Source organism: Massilia aurea (assembly GCF_040790145.1).
Taxonomy (GTDB): Bacteria; Pseudomonadota; Gammaproteobacteria; order Burkholderiales; family Burkholderiaceae_D; genus Telluria; species Telluria aurea_C.
The window spans coordinates 79228-97552 of the sequence record NZ_JBFMMP010000009.1; the positions used below are offsets into that span (position 1 = coordinate 79228).

Sequence of the window (18325 nt, forward strand, 5' to 3'; positions counted from 1 at the left end):
CTGCCCTGCTTGCCGCGCTCAGGTACGCAGCTTCTTGATGATGCTGCGGCTGCCCAGAATTTCTTCGATCTGCTCGAAACGCACCGGCTTGACCATGTGATGATCGAACCCGGACTCGAACGCCAGTTGGCGGTCTTTCTCCTGGCCCCAGCCTGTGACAGCGATCAGGACCGTCAAGGCGCCGGTAGGCAGCTTGCGGATACCGCGCGCCAGGTCGTAACCCGACATGTGCGGCAGGCCGATATCCAGGAAGGCGTAATCGGGGCAGAAGCGCGCGGCGGCAGCCAGCGCATCGGGGCCGTTGTGCGTGATGACCACGCTGTGCCCCATTGCCGTGAGCAACGCGCCGATGCTGTTGACGAAGTCGACGTTATCGTCGGCCAGCAGAATGCGGTAGCTCTCGGCGCTGATGAACGCTGCCGGCGTCGGCTTGGTGGGCGGCTCCGGCTCGACCACGATCGGCAGGCGCACGACGAAGCGGCTGCCATGGCCGAGGCCTTCGCTTTGCGCCGTGATCGTGCCGCCATGCAGCTCGACGAGTTTGCGCGCCAGCGACAGGCCCACGCCCAGACCCGCATTGCTGCGCTCGAGCGTGGAGTCCACTTGCACGAACATGTCGAACACCGAGTCGAGCATGTCCGGCGCCAGGCCGATGCCGGTGTCGGCCACTTCGAGGATCAGGGTTTTCTCATCTACTTCGCCCTTGAGCACGACGCGTCCGCCCCGGTTGGTGTACTTGGCCGCATTGTTCAGCAGATTTGACAACACCTGGGCCAGGCGGGTGGCGTCGCCATGCAAGAACACGGGCCGGTCGGGCAGTTCGAGCACGAGCTCATGGCCATGCAGTTCGATGTACGAGCGCACCACCTCGAGCGCATCGTTGACCACCGCCTTGAGCTCGACGCGGCCCATCTTGATCGTGAACTTGCCGGTGTTGATGCGTGAGACGTCGAGCAGGTCGTCGACCAGGCGCACCATCTGGCGCAACTGGCGCTCCATGATGTCGGTGGCGCGCTGGGTAGCCTGGGCGTCGCCGCTGCGGATGCGCAGGATATCGAGGCCCGTGCGGATCGGCGCCAGCGGGTTGCGCAGTTCGTGCGCCAGCGTGGCGAGGAACTCGTCCTTGCGCCGATCGGCCACGATCAACGCGCCCTCGGCCTTCTGGCGCACGTCCATTTCGTGTTCGAGTGTGCGGTTGGCCGTCTGCAGCGCCTCGGAACGCCGCCCGATCTCGGCCAGCATGTCATTGAAGGCTTCGACCAGCACGCCGATCTCGCCTTTCTCGTGGCCCGGCACGCGCAGGCTGAAGTCGCGCCGCATCATGACCTGGCGCGCGATATCGGTGACCGATTCCAGCGGACGCGTGATCGAGGCCTGCAGGCGCGAGGCCACCACCGCCGCGATGACGAGGGCGCCAAGCAGCACGCCGCCAAGGATGGCGCCGTAGCTCAGGGCCCGGTCCATGACGCCGTAGCGCGAGCGCAGGTAGACGGTGCCGACCCGGTCGCCGTTCTCGACGATGTCGTGGTACAGGATGACTTCGCCGCGCTCGATGCGGTGGCCGGCCGGCTCGGGCCGCTCCGGCAGGTTCGCCTTGACGTCGGGTCGCACATAGGTGGCAAAGCGGGTGCCGTTGGCCGTGAATACGGCGGCGGCCACGATCTGCGGCCGCACCCGCAGCAGGGTCAGGCTTTGCGCCACGTCGGCCGGGTCATTGAAAGACACCGCGGGCGCGGTGACGCTGGCAACGATCTCGGCCTGGGTGGTCAAGTCATCGATCCAGTAGCGCTGGAAAGTACGCAGATCGAGCAACAGCATGGCGATTCCCGCACACAGCAACGCCACCACGGTGGTGGACACCGCCATGAGGATCAATTTGCTGCGCACGGAGCCGGTATCGTGCATTGGCATCAGGAGGCTCCTTTTTGCACGCGGTTCGCGACCGTCAACAGGCGCGAACTGAGCTTCACATTCTTTTTTTCCGCCGCATCGAGCGAGACATCGAAACGGACCCGTTCATCGACGATCGTAAAATTGATGACGCTGCCGCTTTGCAGCCCGCCATCGCATTCGGTCACGGTCAGCATCGCGTTGGCCGCGCGCAACAGGCGGGCGGCGCGCGCGTCATCCTGCCCGGCGACGAACAATACATGCAGCGGCTGCGCCAGGTCTTGCTCACGCAGCGCGCGCACGGCAATCGCGCGGCCGCCGACCAGGCGCCCTGCCGCGATCCGGGTCAGCTCGGCCGCGATATCGTCGGCCCCGATCACGCCCACGCTTACCGGCGTCGTCGCATCGGCGAACGAACCGACGGCGAAATCGGCGTAGCCCAGGAACTTATACAGGAAGGCCGCCTTTACACGGCGCTCCAGTGCGGGCGCAACGTCCGCCCCGGCGGCGTGCGCAGACAGGCCGATGCCGGCCAGCAGCGGCAGCATCAAGGCCCGGCACGCCTTGCGGCGCTGCGGACGGTCTGGTTGGTTGATAGTCATGAAATCCATTAGCCCGTCAAAAACGCAGCGTAGCGCTGGCAAACACAGTGCGCTCGATCAGCTGGCGGCTGCCCGCCGCGCGGAACTCGGCGTGACGCGCGTGCAGCAGGTTGCGCCCGGCGAGGGCAAGCTCGAGATCGGGACGCACTAGCCACGCGAGACGCGCATCGAGCTCATGATAACTTGGCACGGCCAACTGCGGCAGCCGTGCGACGTAACGAAGTGAAAAATCGGCCCGCAAGCGCTCGCTCAGGTCGTGCGCACTGCGCACCGTCCAGGTCAGGTTCGGGTCATTGCCCGCCAGGCCCGACAAGCCCATGGTGTCACGGCTGGCCGGCTCGCGGCCCACGTCGACATCCTGCAGCACGCCGCCGGCGTGCAGGCGCCAGCCGCGCGCGGCCTGCCAGCTGGCCCAGAATTCAATGCCACGCAAGGCGCCCTTGCCCAGGCTGGCGATGACATACGGCGGCGGCGCGCCCGCGCCCGCCGGCTCCAGCGTGCGCAGGCGCTCGAAATCGGTGTAGAACAGCGTCGCCGAATACGATACGAGCGGCGTTGGCTGCGCGCGGTAGCCGAACTCGACGACGCGCGCCGTCTCGGCCACCGTGTCGGCGCCGCCGGCGATCAGGAGCTCGCTCGCGTCGAGCGGATTCATGGCGAACAGGTCACGGTCGATGCGCGACGGCGCGCGCACCGTGCGCGAGAACGCCGCCCACAGCATCGAGCCCTCACTGACATCCCATGCCAGCCGCAGGTTCGGCAGCAGCTCGCTGCCGGTATACACATTGTGCTCGATGCGCAGGCCGGCGATGGCGCGCAGCATCGGGGTTAATGCGAGCTCGTCCTGAACGAACAGGTGCGACCAGCGCAGATTGCGCTGCGCTGGCGTGAAACGCAATACCGGGCCTTCGTCGATCCGATCACGGCTGTGGCGATGGCCGCCGCCCCAGGTGATGCCATGCTGGCCGAATCGCACCAGATGCTGGGCTTCGACGTCGATCGTGTCGATCTGCTGGGTCCCGACACCCGGCTGATTGCGCCGGGCATGGTCGATCCAGGCGTGCAGGCGCAACACGCCGGCATCGGCCAGGCGGCGCTCGAGGTCTCCTCGCAGGTTGGCGCCCGACATCGTCCCGCTCGGCAACAACGACCCATTGCGCAATCGCCCGCCGTACACGTCGCCGCTGAGCGTCACGTCGTGCTGCCCGCCCTCCCAATCCAGGCGAAAGCCCGCCTGCTCACGGGCCATGCGGCTGGCGGCGGTGGCCAGCGAATCGCTGCGATCGGCCTCGATGTCGGTGTGCCGTGCATAGGCGCGCCAGTGCGGCCCGTTGTCGAATTTGCCGCCGTAGCGCACACCGACGCCATATTCGTCCGGCCCTGAGTGCGCCGTGGCCACGCCGCCATGCGTCTCGGCCGCGCTGCGGGTAATGATGTTGATGACGCCATTGACCGCGTTGGTGCCCCACACCGTACCGCCCGGTCCGCTGACCACCTCGATGCGCGCAATGTCGTCCAGCATGACATCCTGCATTTCCCAGAACACGCCCGAAAACAGCGGCGAATACACGCTGCGGCCATCGATCATCACCAGCAGCTTGTTCGCCTGAGGCGACAGGAAGCCGCGTGCGCTGATGGCGTACTCGTAGGCATTGATGCGTGCGACCTGCAAATTCGGCGCCAGCCGCAGCGCCTCGGGCAAGGTGGTCGCGCCCGAGCGCGCGATATCGGCCCCGCTGATCACGAACACCGACGCCGCAGCGCGCGCGAGCGGTTCGCTCTGGCGCGACACGGACGTCACGACGATATCGGATAGCTGCTCGAGCGAATAATCCGCCAGCGGCAGCGCATGCAGACTGTCTTGCACGGCAGTTGCCTGCGCGCGCGCATCCAGGGCGCAGGCGGTCGACAACAGCGCGGCAGCGGCGCAAGAGTACAACGTAGAAATTGACATAGTTGCCATCCTAGAACATTTTCTTGCTTGAACCAAGTGCGCGCACGCCACAACGCGCGCCTTGACAATCTTCAGGGATATTGATTAAAGCAATGACGGTTATTGGAAATATAAATTGGACTGATTTGACGCATTGCAGCATGATGGAACTGTCTCCTCTATTCTCCTCCTAGGAAATAGATTTAGCCCGCCTCTCACGAAGCGGGCTTTTTTTTTGGCCGAAGCGCGCGCACGCTTGCCCGAGCAGCAACACACCAATTGGTGTAGGATGCCGCCCATATTTTCGTTTTTACAACAATCCATGCCTGACCTCGACCTTTCCGCCCGGAGCACCGCATCCTACGACTGGAGCGTCACTGCCCTGGGTGACGCCGCCCGCTGGCCCCTGCCATTGCGGCTGTGCAGCGACCTGCTGCTTAATTCCCCGCTGCCCACGCTGCTGGTGTGGGGACCGGAAACGGTTCTGGTGTTCAACGAGGCATATGCCGCTCTGGCAGGCCCCGGCTACGGCCGCGTGCCCGGCGGCTCGGTGCCGCCCGTCTTGCCGCCTCCGCTGGCTGCGGCCGGCCCGGCGCTGGCCGCAGCCTGGCGCGGTGAAGCCGGCGTGCTGGCCGACACCGCCCTGACCTTCCGCCGTCTCGACGGCAGCATCGACAACCGCTTCGACCTGCGCCTTTCCCCGGTGCGCGACGAGACCGGCGCCGTGCGCGGCGTGCAGATCGCGCTGGCCCCGGCCACCGCACAGGCGACCGACGAATCGGCCACCGAAGCGGCGGGCGAAGCCAGCCTGCGCATCCTGGTCGTCGAAGACAATATCGATTCCCAGTACCTGGTGTGCGAGATGCTCAAGGCCTTTGGCCACGAAGCCGACGGTGTCGCCCATCCCGACGAAGCCCTGGATCTGCTCGCGCGCCGGCGCTACGACGTGCTGTTTTCCGACGTCAGCCTGCCCGGCATGTCGGGCGTCGAGCTGGTACAGCGCGCCATCAAGGACGATCCGTCGCTGTCGATCATTTTCGCGTCCGGCTACGGCGACACACTGCTGCGGCACCTCGAGTTCCCGTACCAGTCGCTGCAAAAGCCCTACGAAATCGACCAGTTGCAGGATGCGCTGGCCAAGGTGGTGCGCCAGCCGGGCCGGCGTTGACGGCCGGGGCGGCAGGGGCGGCACCGCCCGAACGCACAAAGTGTGAGTAGGTCCCGCCCGGCTGGTCTACAATGAAACGCATCCTGCCCGGTTTCGGGCGTATGGCAACTCCGGCATGAACTCTTTATCACAACACGTCCGCCGCATCACCCGCCACCTCCGGAGGCCGGCATGAGCATTGCCCGTGATGTGTCCGCTCAAGACCTGGTCGCTGCACAAGAGGCACTCCAGCGCGCCACCGAGCGCATGGAAAACATGCTCGAAAGCCTCACCGACGGCTTCTGCGCGGTCGATCGCGACTGGAATATCACCTATATCAATGGCCGCGCACTGCAGATGGTCGAGCCGCTCAACAAGCGGCGCGGCGACCTGATCGGGTCCAAGCTGTGGGACGAGTTCGAAGACTTGCACGGTACCTCGGTCGCCCTCGATTGTGTACGGGCGATGGAGCAGCGCGTTACCGTCAACCGCGAATTCTTCTACCGCCGCCTGAACGCCTGGCTCGACATGCGCGTCTACCCGTCGCCCGAAGGCCTGACCCTGTATTTCCAGGACATCACGGCGCGCAAGCTTGACCAGCAAGCACTGATCGACAACAACAACCGCCTGCAACTGGCGATCGCCGCCGGGCGACTGGGCGACTGGCGCTGGGACGCGGCCTCCGACCGCGTCACGTTCGGGCCACGCGCGGCTGAAATCCTCGGCTTGCCGGCCGGCGTCCCACTCGAATGGCCGCGCCTGCGCGACCGCCTCGAGCGCGCGGATCGCCCGGTTGTGCGGCGCGCCGTGCTGACGGCATTTTCGCAAGGCAGCGACCTCGATCTGGAATGCCGCCTGCTCTCGCCCGGCAATCTGCCCGGCGGCTCTGCGCACTGCGTAGCACTGGTCGGTCGGCCCGATTACGCGAGCCCGCTCGAAGGCGGCGGCGTGCTGGGCATGACGGGCATGGCGCAAGACATCAGCGCCCGGCGCGCGGCCGACGACCACCTGCGCCAGAGTGAAGAAGAACTACGCGCCCTGGCCAACACCATTCCCCAGCTGGCGTGGATGGCCGATCCGGACGGCTCGATCGTCTGGTTCAACGAGCGCTGGTACGAATACACCGGCATCACACCGCACGAATCGACCGGCTGGGGCTGGAAAAAAGTGTACGACCCGGCGGTGTTGCCGGCGGTGCTCGAACATTGGGATGAATCGGTGCGCACCGGCACGCCGTTCGAGATGGAATTCCCGATTCGCGGCGCTGACGGCAATTTCCGCTGGTTCCTCACGCGGGTCGAAGCCGTGCACGACCGCGACGGCCGCGTGGTGCGCTGGTTCGGCACGAATACCGACGTCGACCAGGTCAAGCGTGCCGAGCAGGCGCTGCGCGACGAGTCGCATGTGCTTGAACTCCTCAACAGCACCGGCAGCATGCTGGCCTCGACGCGCGACCTGCGCGCGCTGATGCAGGCCGCCACCGATGTCGCCGGCGGCGTGTGCGGCGCGCGCTTTGCCGCTTTCGTGCATTACGGTCAGGCTGGCGACGGCACGCTGTTTTCGCTCTATACGCTGGCGGGCGCCACGTCGGCACAGTTCCAGGACTTCGCCGAACCGGGCGCCAGTGCGCTGTTCGGCCCGGGCCTGCGCGCCGGCGGCTTGCAGCGCGTAGCCGACATGGCAGCCGAACCTGCGCAGGCCAGCGCCGCGCTGCAATTCGGCCTGCCCAGCGGTCACCCGACGGTGCGCAGCTACATGACCGTGCCGGTGATGGCGCGCTCGGGCGAACTGCTCGGCACGATGTTCTTCGGCCATCCCGAGCCAAATGTGTTTACCGAACGCAGTGAGCGCATCGTCAGCGGCATTGCGGCCCAGGCCGCGATCGCGGTCGACAATATCCGCCTGTATGAAGTGGCCAGCCGCGCCGCCGAAGAGCGCAAGGTGCTGCTCGAGAACGAACGCGAAGCGCGCGCCGAAGCCGAGCGCACCAGCCAGATGAAGGATGAATTTTTGGCCACGCTGTCGCATGAACTGCGCACGCCGCTGTCGGCCATTCTCGGCTGGTCGCAGGTGCTGCGCCGCGGCAGCCGCGACGGCGCCGACCTGCAGCGCGGCCTGTCGACGATCGAGCGCAATGCCCGCGCCCAGGCGCAACTGATCGAAGACTTGCTCGACATGAGCCGCATCACCTCCGGCAAAGTATTGCTCGACATGCAGACGCTGGCGCCGGGCAGCTTCATCGACGCCGCCATCGAGACGGTGCGCCCGGCGGCCGACGCCAAGGGCATCCGCATCGAACGGCGCTATCCCGAAGGCGTCGCCATTCCGTCCGTGGCGGGCGACCCGGGGCGCTTGCAGCAAGTGGTATGGAACCTGCTGTCGAACGCGATCAAGTTCACGCCGCGCGATGGCCTGGTCACGATCGAACTGGCCTGCAACGACGGGCAGGTGGCGATCACGATCCGCGACACGGGCTTGGGCATCGCACCAGAATTCATCACGCACGTGTTCGAGCGCTTCCGTCAGGGCGATGCTTCGATGACCCGCAGCCATGGCGGCCTGGGCCTGGGCTTGTCGATCGTGAAGCACCTGATCGAACAGCACGGCGGCACGGTGCGCGCCGACAGCGCCGGGCCGGGCCACGGCGCCAGCTTCACGCTCGAGCTGCCGGCGGCCTTGTCCAGCGCGACCCGTCCGGCCCGTCCGGCCGAGACCGGGTCGCTGGCGGTGTCAGCGCCAGCCTCCCTGCCGGCCAAGCCGCAAGCGCCGGCCGACATGGCGCCGGAAACCATCGTGCGCGACATGCGCGGCACGTCGGTGCTGGTGGTGGATGACGACCGCGATGCGCGCGAACTGATCGCCCGCATCCTGTCCGATTGCCATGCCAACGTGCGTCTGGCCGCCAGCGCACAGGACGCGATGGCGCAGCTGCGCGCCAGCCCGCCCGACCTGTTGATCAGCGATCTGGGCATGCCCGACGTGAACGGCCTGGAGTTGCTGGCCTGGGTGCGCGCCCTGCCGCGCGACGCTGGCGGCCTGATCCCGGCCATTGCGCTGACGGCGTTCGCCCGCTCCGAAGACCGCTTGCGGGCACTCGAGGCGGGCTTTTCGGCCCACGTGTCGAAACCCGTCGAACAGACCGAACTGATGGCGGCAATCGGCATGGTCAGCGCCCCGGCGGCCGTGCCGATGCTCACCGACGGCGGGCGCGGACACAGTCGTTGATGTTCCTACCTGCTGACGCGGCGCTGTCCTACAAGAAATTTTATGGTCTTTGCTACACTAATTAGAGGTAAGGTATCGTCAGATTCCACCCCGAAATGGGGCGCCGCCCAGTTTCGATAAAGAGATAAGCATGCCGAGCAGACAAGACATTTTGAACGCCAAGATTTTGGTGGTAGACGATTCGCCCGACAATATCGAGTTGATGGAAGAGATATTGCGCGAAGAAGGCTATACCTGCGTCAGCTCGACGATGCTGCCGGAGCAGGTATGCCCACTGCACCGCGAGCATAATTACGACCTGATCCTGCTCGACCTGCAAATGCCTGGGCTCAATGGCTTCCAGGTGATGAAGGGCCTGAAGGAAATCGAGCAAGGCGGCTATTTGCCAGTGCTGGCGCTCACGGCCCAGCCGAGTTTCAAGATCGCCGCGCTCGAAGCCGGTGCGCGCGACTTCATCAGCAAGCCGTTTGACCTGCTCGAAGTGCACAAGCGCATCCACAATATGCTCGAGGTGCGCCTGCTCTACAAAGAGCTGGCCCAGTATTCCAAGGCGCAGCAAGAACTCGCCCTGCACGACGCCCTCACCGGCCTGCCCAACCGCCGCCTGCTCGAAGACCGCATCGAAACCGCGCTGCAGCACGCCAACCGCACCCATGCCAAGGCCGCGATCATGTATCTCGACCTCGATGGCTTCAAGGCGATCAACGATACCTACGGCCACGCCTACGGTGACGAGATCCTCAAGGCCGTGTCGCAACGCCTGTTGGCCAGTTCGCGCAAGGAAGACACGGTTGCCCGCCTGGGCGGTGACGAATTCATGGTCGTGCTGGGCGATATCCATAGCCTGGCCGATGCACAGGGGCCAGCCGCCAAGCTGGTCGAAGCCTTGTCCGAGCCGTTCTTCATCAACGACCTCACGCTGCGCCTGTCGACCTCGATCGGCATCAGTATCTATCCGGACGATGCCGAATCGGTCGACGCCCTGATCAATATCGCCGACTATGCTTTGTACGAAGCCAAGCGCGCCGGCAAGAACCGTTTCTGCTCGCCGGCGGCCAATCGCCAGGCGGCGTCCAAGACCACCGGTGCGCCGGTCGCGTCGCCCACGCCCGTGGCCGAACTGGCTGCACCGCACCGGTAAGCCTGCCCTGCCGTTCTGTTTTGGCTATCGCCGGGGTTCTCGCGCAAGTGAGAACCCCGGTTTGCATTGGCAGGACAGGCTGAAAACAAGAGAGGCTAAGAAACGAAACAGGCCACGGAACGTTGTTCCGTGGCCTGTTCAATGGTGCGTTAGCGAGCGCTTGATGCTTAGCGCTTCTCGCCTGCCGGGCAATCGCGGATCGCGCTTGTCTCTTCGATCGAGCGCGCGTGCTGGTGATCGCGACCGGCGTCGACCATTTCAGGCGGCACTTCGATACGGGTGATGCCGGCATCGACCGAGATCGGGTCGCTCGCCGGGAACGTCATTTCAACGGCATCATCGAGCAGCGTCTGCTCGGCCTTTTCTTTGCTCGATGGCGTCTCGCTGCCGGCCAGCGCCTTGATTGCAACCGCAAAATTGACAATCGGCAGGCTCGCCAGGTCGCCGATGGTCTTTACGCCCAGCGTGTCAGCCAACGCAGTCGCTTGCAGTTCGCCAATGCCACGCAAGGCCGACAATGGCGCGTCGGCCAGTTCGCGGAAGGTCTTGCCGTGAAACTTCTCATTTACGATGGTATCGATATTCATGGTGTGTCCTCTCTTATGTAACGCTCCCCGTCCTCGGTGGAACCGGTTAGCTGTCAATATCGCATAGCGGTATGCCCACGTATGTGCGGCAGCGAACGTCTTGGCCGTGCGCACAATTGATTTATTTGCCATATAGCACTTATGTCACATGATATGATGGCCCGCCTTTGCAAAGTAACCGTTTTGCAGTAACCGAGAGTCTGGTATCATTTTCGTAAAGCAATAAGAGCATGTTGACGAAAACCATCGTGGCGCACAGCGAACAACCCAAGATACTGGTCGTCAACGACGACCCGGCCAGCCTGCTTGCGCTGACCAGCCTGCTCGACCTGCGCGCAGCAGAAGGCAATTACACGGTGCTGTCGGCACGCTCGGGCCAGGAAGCGCTGCGCCAGGTGCTGCTGCACGATTTTGCCGTCATCCTGCTCGACGTGAACATGCCCGGCATGGACGGTTTTGAAACTGCCGAGGCGATCCACCAGCGTACACGCTCGGCCGATATTCCGATCATTTTTGTCACTGCGTTCCTGGCCGACGAAATCGACCGCCTCAAGGCCTACCAGCATGGCGCCGCGGATTTCCTGTTCACCCCCGTGATTCCTCAGATCCTGCACGCCAAGGTCGCTGTGTTCGTCACGCTGTCGATGAAGAACGAAGAACTCCGGCGCCAGGCCGAGGCGCTGTCGCAGCATGCGCTCGACCTGACCAACACGAACCGGCGCCTCATGAGCGAGATGGAAGAGCGCCGCGCCGCCGAGCGCAAGAGTCACGCCAAGGATGAATTTCTCGCGATGCTCGGCCATGAGCTGCGCAATCCGCTCTCGGCGATCTCGAGCGCTTCGAGCCTGATCGGCCTGCCCGGCGCGGGCGCGGACACCATCACGCGCGCCCGCACCATCATCCAGCGCCAGAGCAAGCACCTGTCGCGCATCGTCGACGACCTGCTCGACCTGTCGCGCGCGATGTCAGGCAAGATCCTGCTCGCGCGCCAGGCCACCGACCTGTCGAACCTGGTCGCGGGCTGCCTGGAAACCTTCCGCGCCACCGGCCGCACTAGCGGCTACCGGATCGGCGTCGACCTGGCCCCGGGCTGGGTCGATGGCGATCCGACGCGGCTCGAACAGATCGTCTCGAACCTGCTCGACAACGCGCTGAAATACACCCCGAGCGGCGGCGATATCGACATTGCGCTCGCGCGGGTTGGCGATGAAGTCGTGCTGTCGGTACGCGATTCGGGCGTGGGCATTTCGCCCGACTTGCTGCCGCAGGTGTTCGATGTGTTCGTGCAGGGCGCGATCTCGATCGACCGCTCGCAAGGCGGGCTGGGCATCGGCCTGTCGCTGGTGCGCCGCCTGGTGGAACTGCATGGCGGCAGCGTGGCGGCCGACAGCGCCGGCCTGGGCCAGGGCTCGAGCTTCACGATCTGCCTGCCGTGCGCCGAACCAGCGATCCCGTCACTCCCCTTGCTGAACCAGCCACTCGACACGGGCAAGCCATCAGTGCTGCTGATCGAAGACAACGACGATGGCCGCGACATGATGGCGACGATGCTGGCCGCCCACGGCTTCCCGGTGTATCAGGCCGCCGATGGCTTGCAGGGTGTGAGCCAGGCCGCGACGATCCTGCCCGACGCCGCGCTGGTCGATATCGGCCTGCCGGGCATCGATGGCTATGAAGTGGCGCGGCGCCTGCGCGCCGATCCGGCCACCAGCGCCATCCGGCTGATCGCGCTGACCGGCTATGGCCTGCTGGAAGACCAGCGGCGCGTGCTCGAAGCGGGCTTCGACCAGCACCTGGTCAAGCCGGTGGCCATTGAACGCCTGCTCGAAGCGCTGGCGCGCCTGACTGCCGAAGCGCCGCAAAATGCTGCGTGAGTGCTGCGTGAGCACCGGGTGAGCCGCTCGAGCGCCGCTTGCGCACAGATGTAAAAAAGCCGGCCCCGGGAAGGCCGGCCGGTGTCAAGTTCGTGCTTCAGGCGGTCGCGAGGATCTCGTCGCGGCGGGCCGCCATTTCGGCGCCCATGCTCTCCAGGTCGAGCTTGAGCTTGCGCACTTTCGGGAACATCTCTTCTTCTTCCTCTTCGACGTGGTGCGATACGTATTCGCCCAGCACCTTCACCTTGGCGTCGTAGTAGTCGTCGTCCACTTCCATCTCTTGCACTTGCGCGATCAGGTCCTTGGCCGAGGCGTGTTCGACGAAGGCTTCGTCGAGCATGTCTTCCATTTCCTTGGACGTTTCACGCAGCGCCGGGTAAAAGATTTCTTCTTCGATCGTGGTGTGCATGATCAGCGCTTCGCAAATCTCGTTGGCCAGCTTCTTCTTGCTGACATTGGCACGCTCGCCCAGCTCTTCGTACTGGTCGAACATGTCCTTGACCTCGTCGTGCTGGCTCTTGAGAAGTGCCAAGGCATCCTGCGGGCCGTCCTGCTTCTTGCTGGTTGCTTTCGTCATGGTAGTACCCCGTATTTGTTGGTTGAATGATGACTCGTTGGTCACATTGTCAGATTGCGCCGGCTGCATCGTAAACACTGTTCGCGACCTCACACTCAAGGGCAAGCAGACGAACCGCCCGTGCAACACCCGTCGCGCGCCGCACGAAAGACAATTGTTGTATGATTTCGGAAACATTTAACAGAGATCTCGATGACTGAACCGGCCCCACCGCATCCCGACCCGGAGGTAGAACGCCTGGTCGCGGCGCGCACCGCTGAACTCTCCGACATGGTGTCCTGGCTGGCCAACAGCTGGGACCAGGAGCGTCGCCAGCTCGCACGCCAGTTGCACGACAGCCTGGGTTCGTCAATGACGGCCCTGACGATGCACCTTGCCCTGCTCACCCAACGCCTGCCGGCCGAGGACAAGGCGCTGCGCGACCGCGCCGCGCAAATGAAGAACCTGCTCGGCGGCGTGATTGAAACCAATCGCCAGATGCAACTGGCGCTGTGGAACGACAAGCTCGAGTTCCTGGGTTTGCGCACGGCATTGTCGGAGCTGGTGCCCGAATTTTCGGCCGAACACGGGATCAAGGCGCTGGCCAGCCTGCCCGAGGAAGACGGCGCCTGGTCGCGCGAGCACGCCGTGCTGCTGCTGCGCTGCGCCGAAGAGGGGTTGCGCAATGCCGCCGCCCACGCGCAAGCCACGCGCGTGGACGTGATCCTCGATGACGACGGCGAGATGGCAATGTTGACGGTGCGCGACGATGGTGTCGGCCCACGCAGCGACGCACTGACCGCCGACGGCGCCTACGGCTTGCGCCTGCTGCGCGAACGCGCACGCTCGCTTGGTGGCAACCTGATCCTGGTGCGCACCGAGACTGGCGGCGCCTTGCTGCAGATGACGTTGCCGCGCGAATTGCCGGCGTAACAGAATAAGCAGATGAAAAAACGGCGGCCCGTGGCCGCCGTTGTCATGTCAACTTGCCGGTCAGTGCAGCTTGACCAGCGGCGTACTGCGCCGGATGAGGAAGCGCGCCACCGCCAGCAGCGCAGTGCGGGTGATGCCCATCACGGCCCGGTGGTGCATCAGGTGCAGGCTGGCGTACATCAGGCGCGCCACGCCGCCCTGCACGAACCAGCTCGCGCCGCGCAGCGAACCCATCAGGCTACCGACACTGGTGTTCTGGCCGACCGACACGAGCGAACCATAATCCTTGTATTCGTACGGCGTACTCAAGGCCGGCTGGCCCTTGTCCATGCGCAGGAAGGTCGTGACCAGGTAATCGGCCTGCTGGTGCGCCGCCTGCGCGCGTGGCGGCACCGGCAAGCCGTTGCCGTCGATGCAGACCGCGCAGTCGCCGAGCGCCCAGATGGCCGGCGCGCCCTTGACCCGCAGGTGGGCATCGACGTCCAGGCCGCCGCCGCGCGCAGTTGGCAGGCCGAGCTTGCCAAGCAGCTCCGGTGCGCGAATGCCCGCCGCCCACACGCACAGGTCGGCCGGGTAGACATTGCCGCCCGCGTCACGCACCTTGTCGCTCTCGATCGCCGTGACGCGGCAATCGCTGACCACGCGGATGCCACGCTTGTTCAACAGGCCCAGCGCCGCATTCGACACGCGCTCGGGGAGCGGCGCCAGGATCCGCGGCGCGCCTTCGAGGATCGTGATGCGCACGTCGCGCTTGACGTCCATGCGCGCAAAGCCGTAGCGCGCATACGCACCCGACGCTTCGCGCAGCTCGGCGGCAAGCTCGACGCCGGTCGCGCCGCCGCCGATGATGACCACGTCCAGGCCGGTCTCACGCCCTTCTTCACGCTGCTGCTCGACCGCCAGCATCAGGCGCAGCATGCGCAGGCGGAAGCGTTCGGCGTCTTCGGTCGCGTTGAGCGAAATGGAATGTTCCTGCGCGCCCGGCACGCCGAAGTAATTCGAGGTGCTGCCGATCGCAATCACCAGCGACGTGTACGCCAGGCAACGCACCGGCAGCACTTCGTCGTCTTCGGTGGCCGAATACACCGCGCCGACCTCGATCGACTGGCCGGCGGCGTCCAGCCCGGTCATCGGACCGAGCACGAAATTGAATCCATTGTCGTGCGCGAGCATCGCGTACGACAGACCTTCCTGGTGGATGTCCAGGGTGCCCGCCGCGACTTCATGCAGCGACGGTTTCCAGATATGGTACAGGCGGCTGTCGACCAGCGTCACCTTCGTCGGGCCGAGTTTACGGCCCAGTTTGCATGCCAGCTCCAGACCGCCAGCGCCGCCACCCACGATCACGATATCGCTCCGCAAGCTTGCCTCCTTCTTGATGCCCCATCCGGCAACAACGCCGGACTAATAGCAGTCTGGAGATTTTACTACGGCAACGTCAGGCACGGTGGGCGTGTCCCTACATGTGACGAAAGAGCGCCATGAACGGCTGACTGACAGTGAGCGTCTCGGGCCGGTTGCGCAGGCGGATGACGCCCTTGCCGCTTTCGTCGCGCGTGACGCCGGCCACGGCGCGCAGGTTGACGATCGTCGAGCGGTGCACTTGCCGGAACATGGTCGGATCGAGCACCTCGAGCAGGTCGCGGATCGGCTTGCGCAAGAGCGACTCGCCCTCGGCCGTCATCACCACCGTGTACTTCGAATCGGACTGGAAGTACGCTACGTCGTCGACCAGGATCAGGCGCGTCTCGACGCCGCGGCTGGCCGTCAGCCACACCAGCGGCTCGGCGCGCGGCGCGGGCGGGGCCACCGTCTGCAGGCGCGCCAGCAACGCCGCCAACTGTGTGGTATCGGCGCCACCACGCGCCAGGCGCTCGCGCACCCGGTGCACGGTGGCCGCCAGGCGTTCGCGCCCGATCGGCTTGAGCAGATAGTCGACCGCGCCGCGATCGAACGCGTCGAGCGCGTACTGGTCATACGCCGTGACGAACACGATTTCGGTGCGCAGGCCCGCCGCCAGCACGCTCGAGGCGACCTCGAGGCCCGACAGGCCCGGCATGCGGATGTCGAGAAACGCCACCTCGGGCCGGTGGGTGGCAATGGCGTCGAGCGCGCTGCCGCCGTCGTCGCAGGCGGCCACGATCTGCAGGTCCGGCCACACGTCGTTCAGCTGCTTGACCAGCTCTTCCCGCAGCAGGATTTCATCTTCGGCAATCACGCAGCTGGTCATGTGCGCACTCCCGCGCCCTGCAGCGCCAGCGGCACCGTGATGGTGGCCGCCACGCCGCTCGGGAAGTTGGCGACGATGGCGAAGCTGGCCATGGCGCCGTAGCCCAAGCGCAGGCGCTCGCGCACATTGCGCAGGCCAATGCCGGTGCCGGCGTTCTCGAGCGAGAAGCCGCGCCCGTCGTCGGCCACCGTCACCGCCGCCGCATTGTCGATCGTGCGCGCCAGGATCCACACGGTACCGCCGCCCGGCTTGGGCTCGAGACCGTGCTTGATGGCATTCTCGACCAGCGTTTGCAGCATCATCGGCGGAAACACGAGGCGGCGCAGCTCATCGGGCACGTCGACCTGCAGCGCCAGGCGCGGCCCCATCCGAATGGCCAGGATGTCGAGGTAGGCGCGCGCCCGTTCCAGCTCTTCGCCCAGCGTCGAAGGCGCATCTTCGGTGCGCGGCAGCGAGTGGCGCAGATACTGGATCAGGTTACCGAGCATGGCGTCGGCGCGCGCCGGATCGCTGCGCGTGAGCACCTGGGCGCTGGCCAGCGTGTTGTACAGAAAATGCGGCTCGACCTGCGCATGCAGCAGGTTCAGGCGCGCCACCGTCAAGGCCTTCTCGGTCGCACTCTGGCGCACGGCCTGCGTTTCAAGGCGGCGCCGTTCGGCGATGCGGCGCGTGATGGCGCGCACCACGGCTTCCGCGTTTTCCAGGTTGCTGCCCTGATCGACCAGGAACCAGTCGATCCAGGCCGGGTCTTCCGGTTCGCAGATCAGCGTGACGCTGCCGGCCGCATCGCCATTGGGCGTGACCGTGGCCCGGATCTGGTTGCGCCAGGTCGACAGGCGGGCCAGCGCCGCGCCGGCCGAGGCATTCCCGCCATACAGGTCGGTGCGCTCCAGCTTGGCGCGCACCTGCAGGCTGTCGCGGGTGCTGTCGACGCCCGTCACGCCCGGCATCTCGCGGATCGCGGCGTCGATCATGTCGAACGCTTCGCCGGCCTCGAACGGGATTTCGATCTGGCGCCGCTGGCGGTTGGCCAGCGTGGCCGCATCGACCGTGCCCGCCACCAGCCGCACGCGCCGGGTGTGCGAGAACGCGATCAGCAGCACCCAGCCGGCCAGCACGAACCCGAGCAGCGTCGCGTACCCGCCCAGGCGCACATCGACATCGTGCAGTACGGTTTCACTGAGAAAAATACACAGCGCCAGGTACACGGCGCTCCAGGCGACAACCAGGCGGCCATGGTGGAAAAAACTCGACATCATGATGGTCTTTCAAGCGTTGAAGAATGGCGCCAGCATAGGCACGTCATGGCCTGTAAACCAGCATTATGCGACGGAGCCCGGGCCAGGCCGACGAAACCGGGCCCGGCGGCGGTGAAATCCGCTACTCCGGCATGTTGCCAATACGCCGCATTACAATTTTGCTGAGTATGCGCACGCGCCCCGGCCGTACAATCGCGCCTTTCCGCTTTCCGATAGAGAGGTAGTCGAGATGTCCTTCCCACGCACCGTCATTGCCATCGCCGCCACCATCGCTGCTGCATTCGCCGCCGCATCCGCCCACGCCGAGATCGGCATGGCCGTCACGGCCAGCCTGGGCACGACCGGCGCCGGCGTCCACCTGGTCGTGCCGATGGAGCGCACGCTCAATGGCCGCTTCGGCGTCAACTATTACAAGCACGACTTCGACAAGCGTTCGGGCAGCCTCGATTACGATGGCGACGCCAAGCTGCAGACGTTCGACGCGCTGTTCGACTGGTATGCGTTCAGCGATACCCAGTTCCGGCTCACCGCCGGCGTCGTCTACAACGGCAACGAAGTGACCGCCAAGGCGCGGCCGGACAGCGCTGGCGGGTACCTCATCAACGGCCAGCGCTACAGCGCCGCCGACGTCGGCACGCTCGATGGTGACGTTGACTTTCGCAAGGCCGCGCCGTATTTCGGCATCGGCTGGGGCAATGCCCTCACGCCAAACAAGCGCTGGAACTTCAGCGCCGACCTCGGCGCGTTTTACCAGGGCAAGGGCCAGGTCGACCTGATCAGCCGCGGCTGCCGCACCTCGCAAGCAGTCTGCACGGTGCTGGCGCGCGACGTCGCGGTCGAAGAAGCGCGCCTGACGAATGAGCTGGCCGATCACAAGTTCTATCCGGTGCTGCGCGCCAGCGTGTCGTACAGCTTCTGATGGGCGTATGATGGGTGCTCCACTTGCCG

14 protein-coding genes are annotated in these 18325 nt (G+C 65.4%); 6 read left to right on the forward strand and 8 right to left on the reverse strand.

Annotation, left to right across the window (positions count from 1 at the left end; translation table 11 throughout):
- Positions 1-18 precede the first annotated feature (18 nt).
- From AB2N08_RS14245 to AB2N08_RS14255, 3 genes are read right to left on the reverse strand one after another with little or no spacing between them, the layout of a single operon-like run.
- Entirely contained in the window at positions 19-1911 is a 1893-nt protein-coding gene (locus AB2N08_RS14245) for a hybrid sensor histidine kinase/response regulator (RefSeq protein WP_367611312.1), read from the reverse strand.
- Entirely contained in the window at positions 1911-2492 is a 582-nt protein-coding gene (locus AB2N08_RS14250; protein ID WP_367611313.1) for a YfiR family protein, read from the reverse strand. The genes AB2N08_RS14245 and AB2N08_RS14250 overlap by 1 nt, the downstream gene beginning before the upstream one ends.
- A 16-nt stretch (positions 2493-2508) precedes the next feature.
- Positions 2509-4446, reverse strand: a complete 1938-nt coding sequence (locus AB2N08_RS14255; RefSeq protein ID WP_367611314.1) for a TonB-dependent receptor plug domain-containing protein — start codon at positions 4444-4446, stop codon at positions 2509-2511.
- Positions 4447-4747: 301 nt separating this feature from the next.
- On the opposite strand from AB2N08_RS14255, the gene AB2N08_RS14260 reads away from it, so the two are divergent.
- From AB2N08_RS14260 to AB2N08_RS14270, 3 genes are all read left to right on the forward strand, one after another.
- Positions 4748-5593 (forward strand): response regulator, encoded by an 846-nt coding sequence (locus AB2N08_RS14260; RefSeq protein WP_367611315.1) that lies wholly within the window; start codon positions 4748-4750, stop codon positions 5591-5593.
- Positions 5594-5764: 171 nt separating this feature from the next.
- Positions 5765-8797, forward strand: coding sequence for an ATP-binding protein (locus tag AB2N08_RS14265; RefSeq protein WP_367611316.1), 3033 nt, complete (start codon positions 5765-5767; stop codon positions 8795-8797).
- Positions 8798-8927: 130 nt separating this feature from the next.
- Entirely contained in the window at positions 8928-9938 is a 1011-nt protein-coding gene (locus AB2N08_RS14270; RefSeq protein WP_367611317.1) for a GGDEF domain-containing response regulator, read from the forward strand.
- Between the two features lie 167 nt (positions 9939-10105).
- Here the strand turns inward: AB2N08_RS14270 and AB2N08_RS14275 are convergent, their stop codons facing one another.
- Complete coding sequence (locus AB2N08_RS14275) at positions 10106-10525, reverse strand: hypothetical protein (RefSeq protein WP_367611318.1); 420 nt, start codon at positions 10523-10525, stop codon at positions 10106-10108.
- 230 nt (positions 10526-10755) lie between these two features.
- Between AB2N08_RS14275 and AB2N08_RS14280 the strand changes: the two genes are divergently transcribed.
- Complete coding sequence (locus AB2N08_RS14280; RefSeq protein ID WP_367611319.1) at positions 10756-12399, forward strand: response regulator; 1644 nt, start codon at positions 10756-10758, stop codon at positions 12397-12399.
- Between the two features lie 97 nt (positions 12400-12496).
- Here the strand turns inward: AB2N08_RS14280 and AB2N08_RS14285 are convergent, their stop codons facing one another.
- Positions 12497-12976 carry a hemerythrin domain-containing protein gene (locus tag AB2N08_RS14285; protein ID WP_367611320.1) on the reverse strand — a complete coding sequence of 160 codons (480 nt, stop codon included), beginning with the start codon at positions 12974-12976 and terminating at the stop codon, positions 12497-12499.
- Between the two features lie 192 nt (positions 12977-13168).
- Between AB2N08_RS14285 and AB2N08_RS14290 the strand changes: the two genes are divergently transcribed.
- Complete coding sequence (locus AB2N08_RS14290; protein ID WP_367611321.1) at positions 13169-13888, forward strand: sensor histidine kinase; 720 nt, start codon at positions 13169-13171, stop codon at positions 13886-13888.
- A 60-nt stretch (positions 13889-13948) separates the two neighbouring features.
- Here AB2N08_RS14290 and AB2N08_RS14295 read toward each other — a convergent pair whose 3' ends face one another.
- From AB2N08_RS14295 to AB2N08_RS14305, 3 genes are all read right to left on the reverse strand, one after another.
- The gene (locus AB2N08_RS14295; RefSeq protein ID WP_367611322.1) at positions 13949-15250 is read right to left on the reverse strand and encodes an NAD(P)/FAD-dependent oxidoreductase; all 1302 of its coding nucleotides are present in this window, start codon (positions 15248-15250) and stop codon (positions 13949-13951) included.
- Between the two features lie 97 nt (positions 15251-15347).
- Positions 15348-16118 (reverse strand): LytR/AlgR family response regulator transcription factor, encoded by a 771-nt coding sequence (locus AB2N08_RS14300; protein WP_367611323.1) that lies wholly within the window; start codon positions 16116-16118, stop codon positions 15348-15350.
- The gene (locus tag AB2N08_RS14305; RefSeq protein WP_367611324.1) at positions 16115-17377 is read right to left on the reverse strand and encodes a sensor histidine kinase; all 1263 of its coding nucleotides are present in this window, start codon (positions 17375-17377) and stop codon (positions 16115-16117) included. The genes AB2N08_RS14300 and AB2N08_RS14305 overlap by 4 nt, the downstream gene beginning before the upstream one ends.
- Positions 17378-17606: 229 nt before the next feature.
- Here AB2N08_RS14305 and AB2N08_RS14310 point away from each other — a divergent pair, with 229 nt between their 5' ends.
- Positions 17607-18296, forward strand: coding sequence for a hypothetical protein (locus AB2N08_RS14310; RefSeq protein ID WP_367611325.1), 690 nt, complete (start codon positions 17607-17609; stop codon positions 18294-18296).
- The last annotated feature ends 29 nt before the right edge of the window (positions 18297-18325 follow it).

Bases quoted from the DNA above. Each gene is read 5' to 3' on its own strand.
- AB2N08_RS14245 (WP_367611312.1), bottom strand. From the start codon at position 1,911: ATGCCAATGCACGATACCGGCTCCGTGCGCAGCAAATTGATCCTCATG.
- AB2N08_RS14250 (WP_367611313.1), bottom strand. From the start codon at position 2,492: ATGACTATCAACCAACCAGACCGTCCGCAGCGCCGCAAGGCGTGCCGG.
- AB2N08_RS14255 (WP_367611314.1), bottom strand. From the start codon at position 4,446: ATGTCAATTTCTACGTTGTACTCTTGCGCCGCTGCCGCGCTGTTGTCG.
- AB2N08_RS14260 (WP_367611315.1), top strand. From the start codon at position 4,748: ATGCCTGACCTCGACCTTTCCGCCCGGAGCACCGCATCCTACGACTGG.
- AB2N08_RS14265 (WP_367611316.1), top strand. From the start codon at position 5,765: ATGAGCATTGCCCGTGATGTGTCCGCTCAAGACCTGGTCGCTGCACAA.
- AB2N08_RS14270 (WP_367611317.1), top strand. From the start codon at position 8,928: ATGCCGAGCAGACAAGACATTTTGAACGCCAAGATTTTGGTGGTAGAC.
- AB2N08_RS14275 (WP_367611318.1), bottom strand. From the start codon at position 10,525: ATGAATATCGATACCATCGTAAATGAGAAGTTTCACGGCAAGACCTTC.
- AB2N08_RS14280 (WP_367611319.1), top strand. From the start codon at position 10,756: ATGTTGACGAAAACCATCGTGGCGCACAGCGAACAACCCAAGATACTG.
- AB2N08_RS14285 (WP_367611320.1), bottom strand. From the start codon at position 12,976: ATGACGAAAGCAACCAGCAAGAAGCAGGACGGCCCGCAGGATGCCTTG.
- AB2N08_RS14290 (WP_367611321.1), top strand. From the start codon at position 13,169: ATGACTGAACCGGCCCCACCGCATCCCGACCCGGAGGTAGAACGCCTG.
- AB2N08_RS14300 (WP_367611323.1), bottom strand. From the start codon at position 16,118: ATGACCAGCTGCGTGATTGCCGAAGATGAAATCCTGCTGCGGGAAGAG.
- AB2N08_RS14305 (WP_367611324.1), bottom strand. From the start codon at position 17,377: ATGATGTCGAGTTTTTTCCACCATGGCCGCCTGGTTGTCGCCTGGAGC.
- AB2N08_RS14310 (WP_367611325.1), top strand. From the start codon at position 17,607: ATGTCCTTCCCACGCACCGTCATTGCCATCGCCGCCACCATCGCTGCT.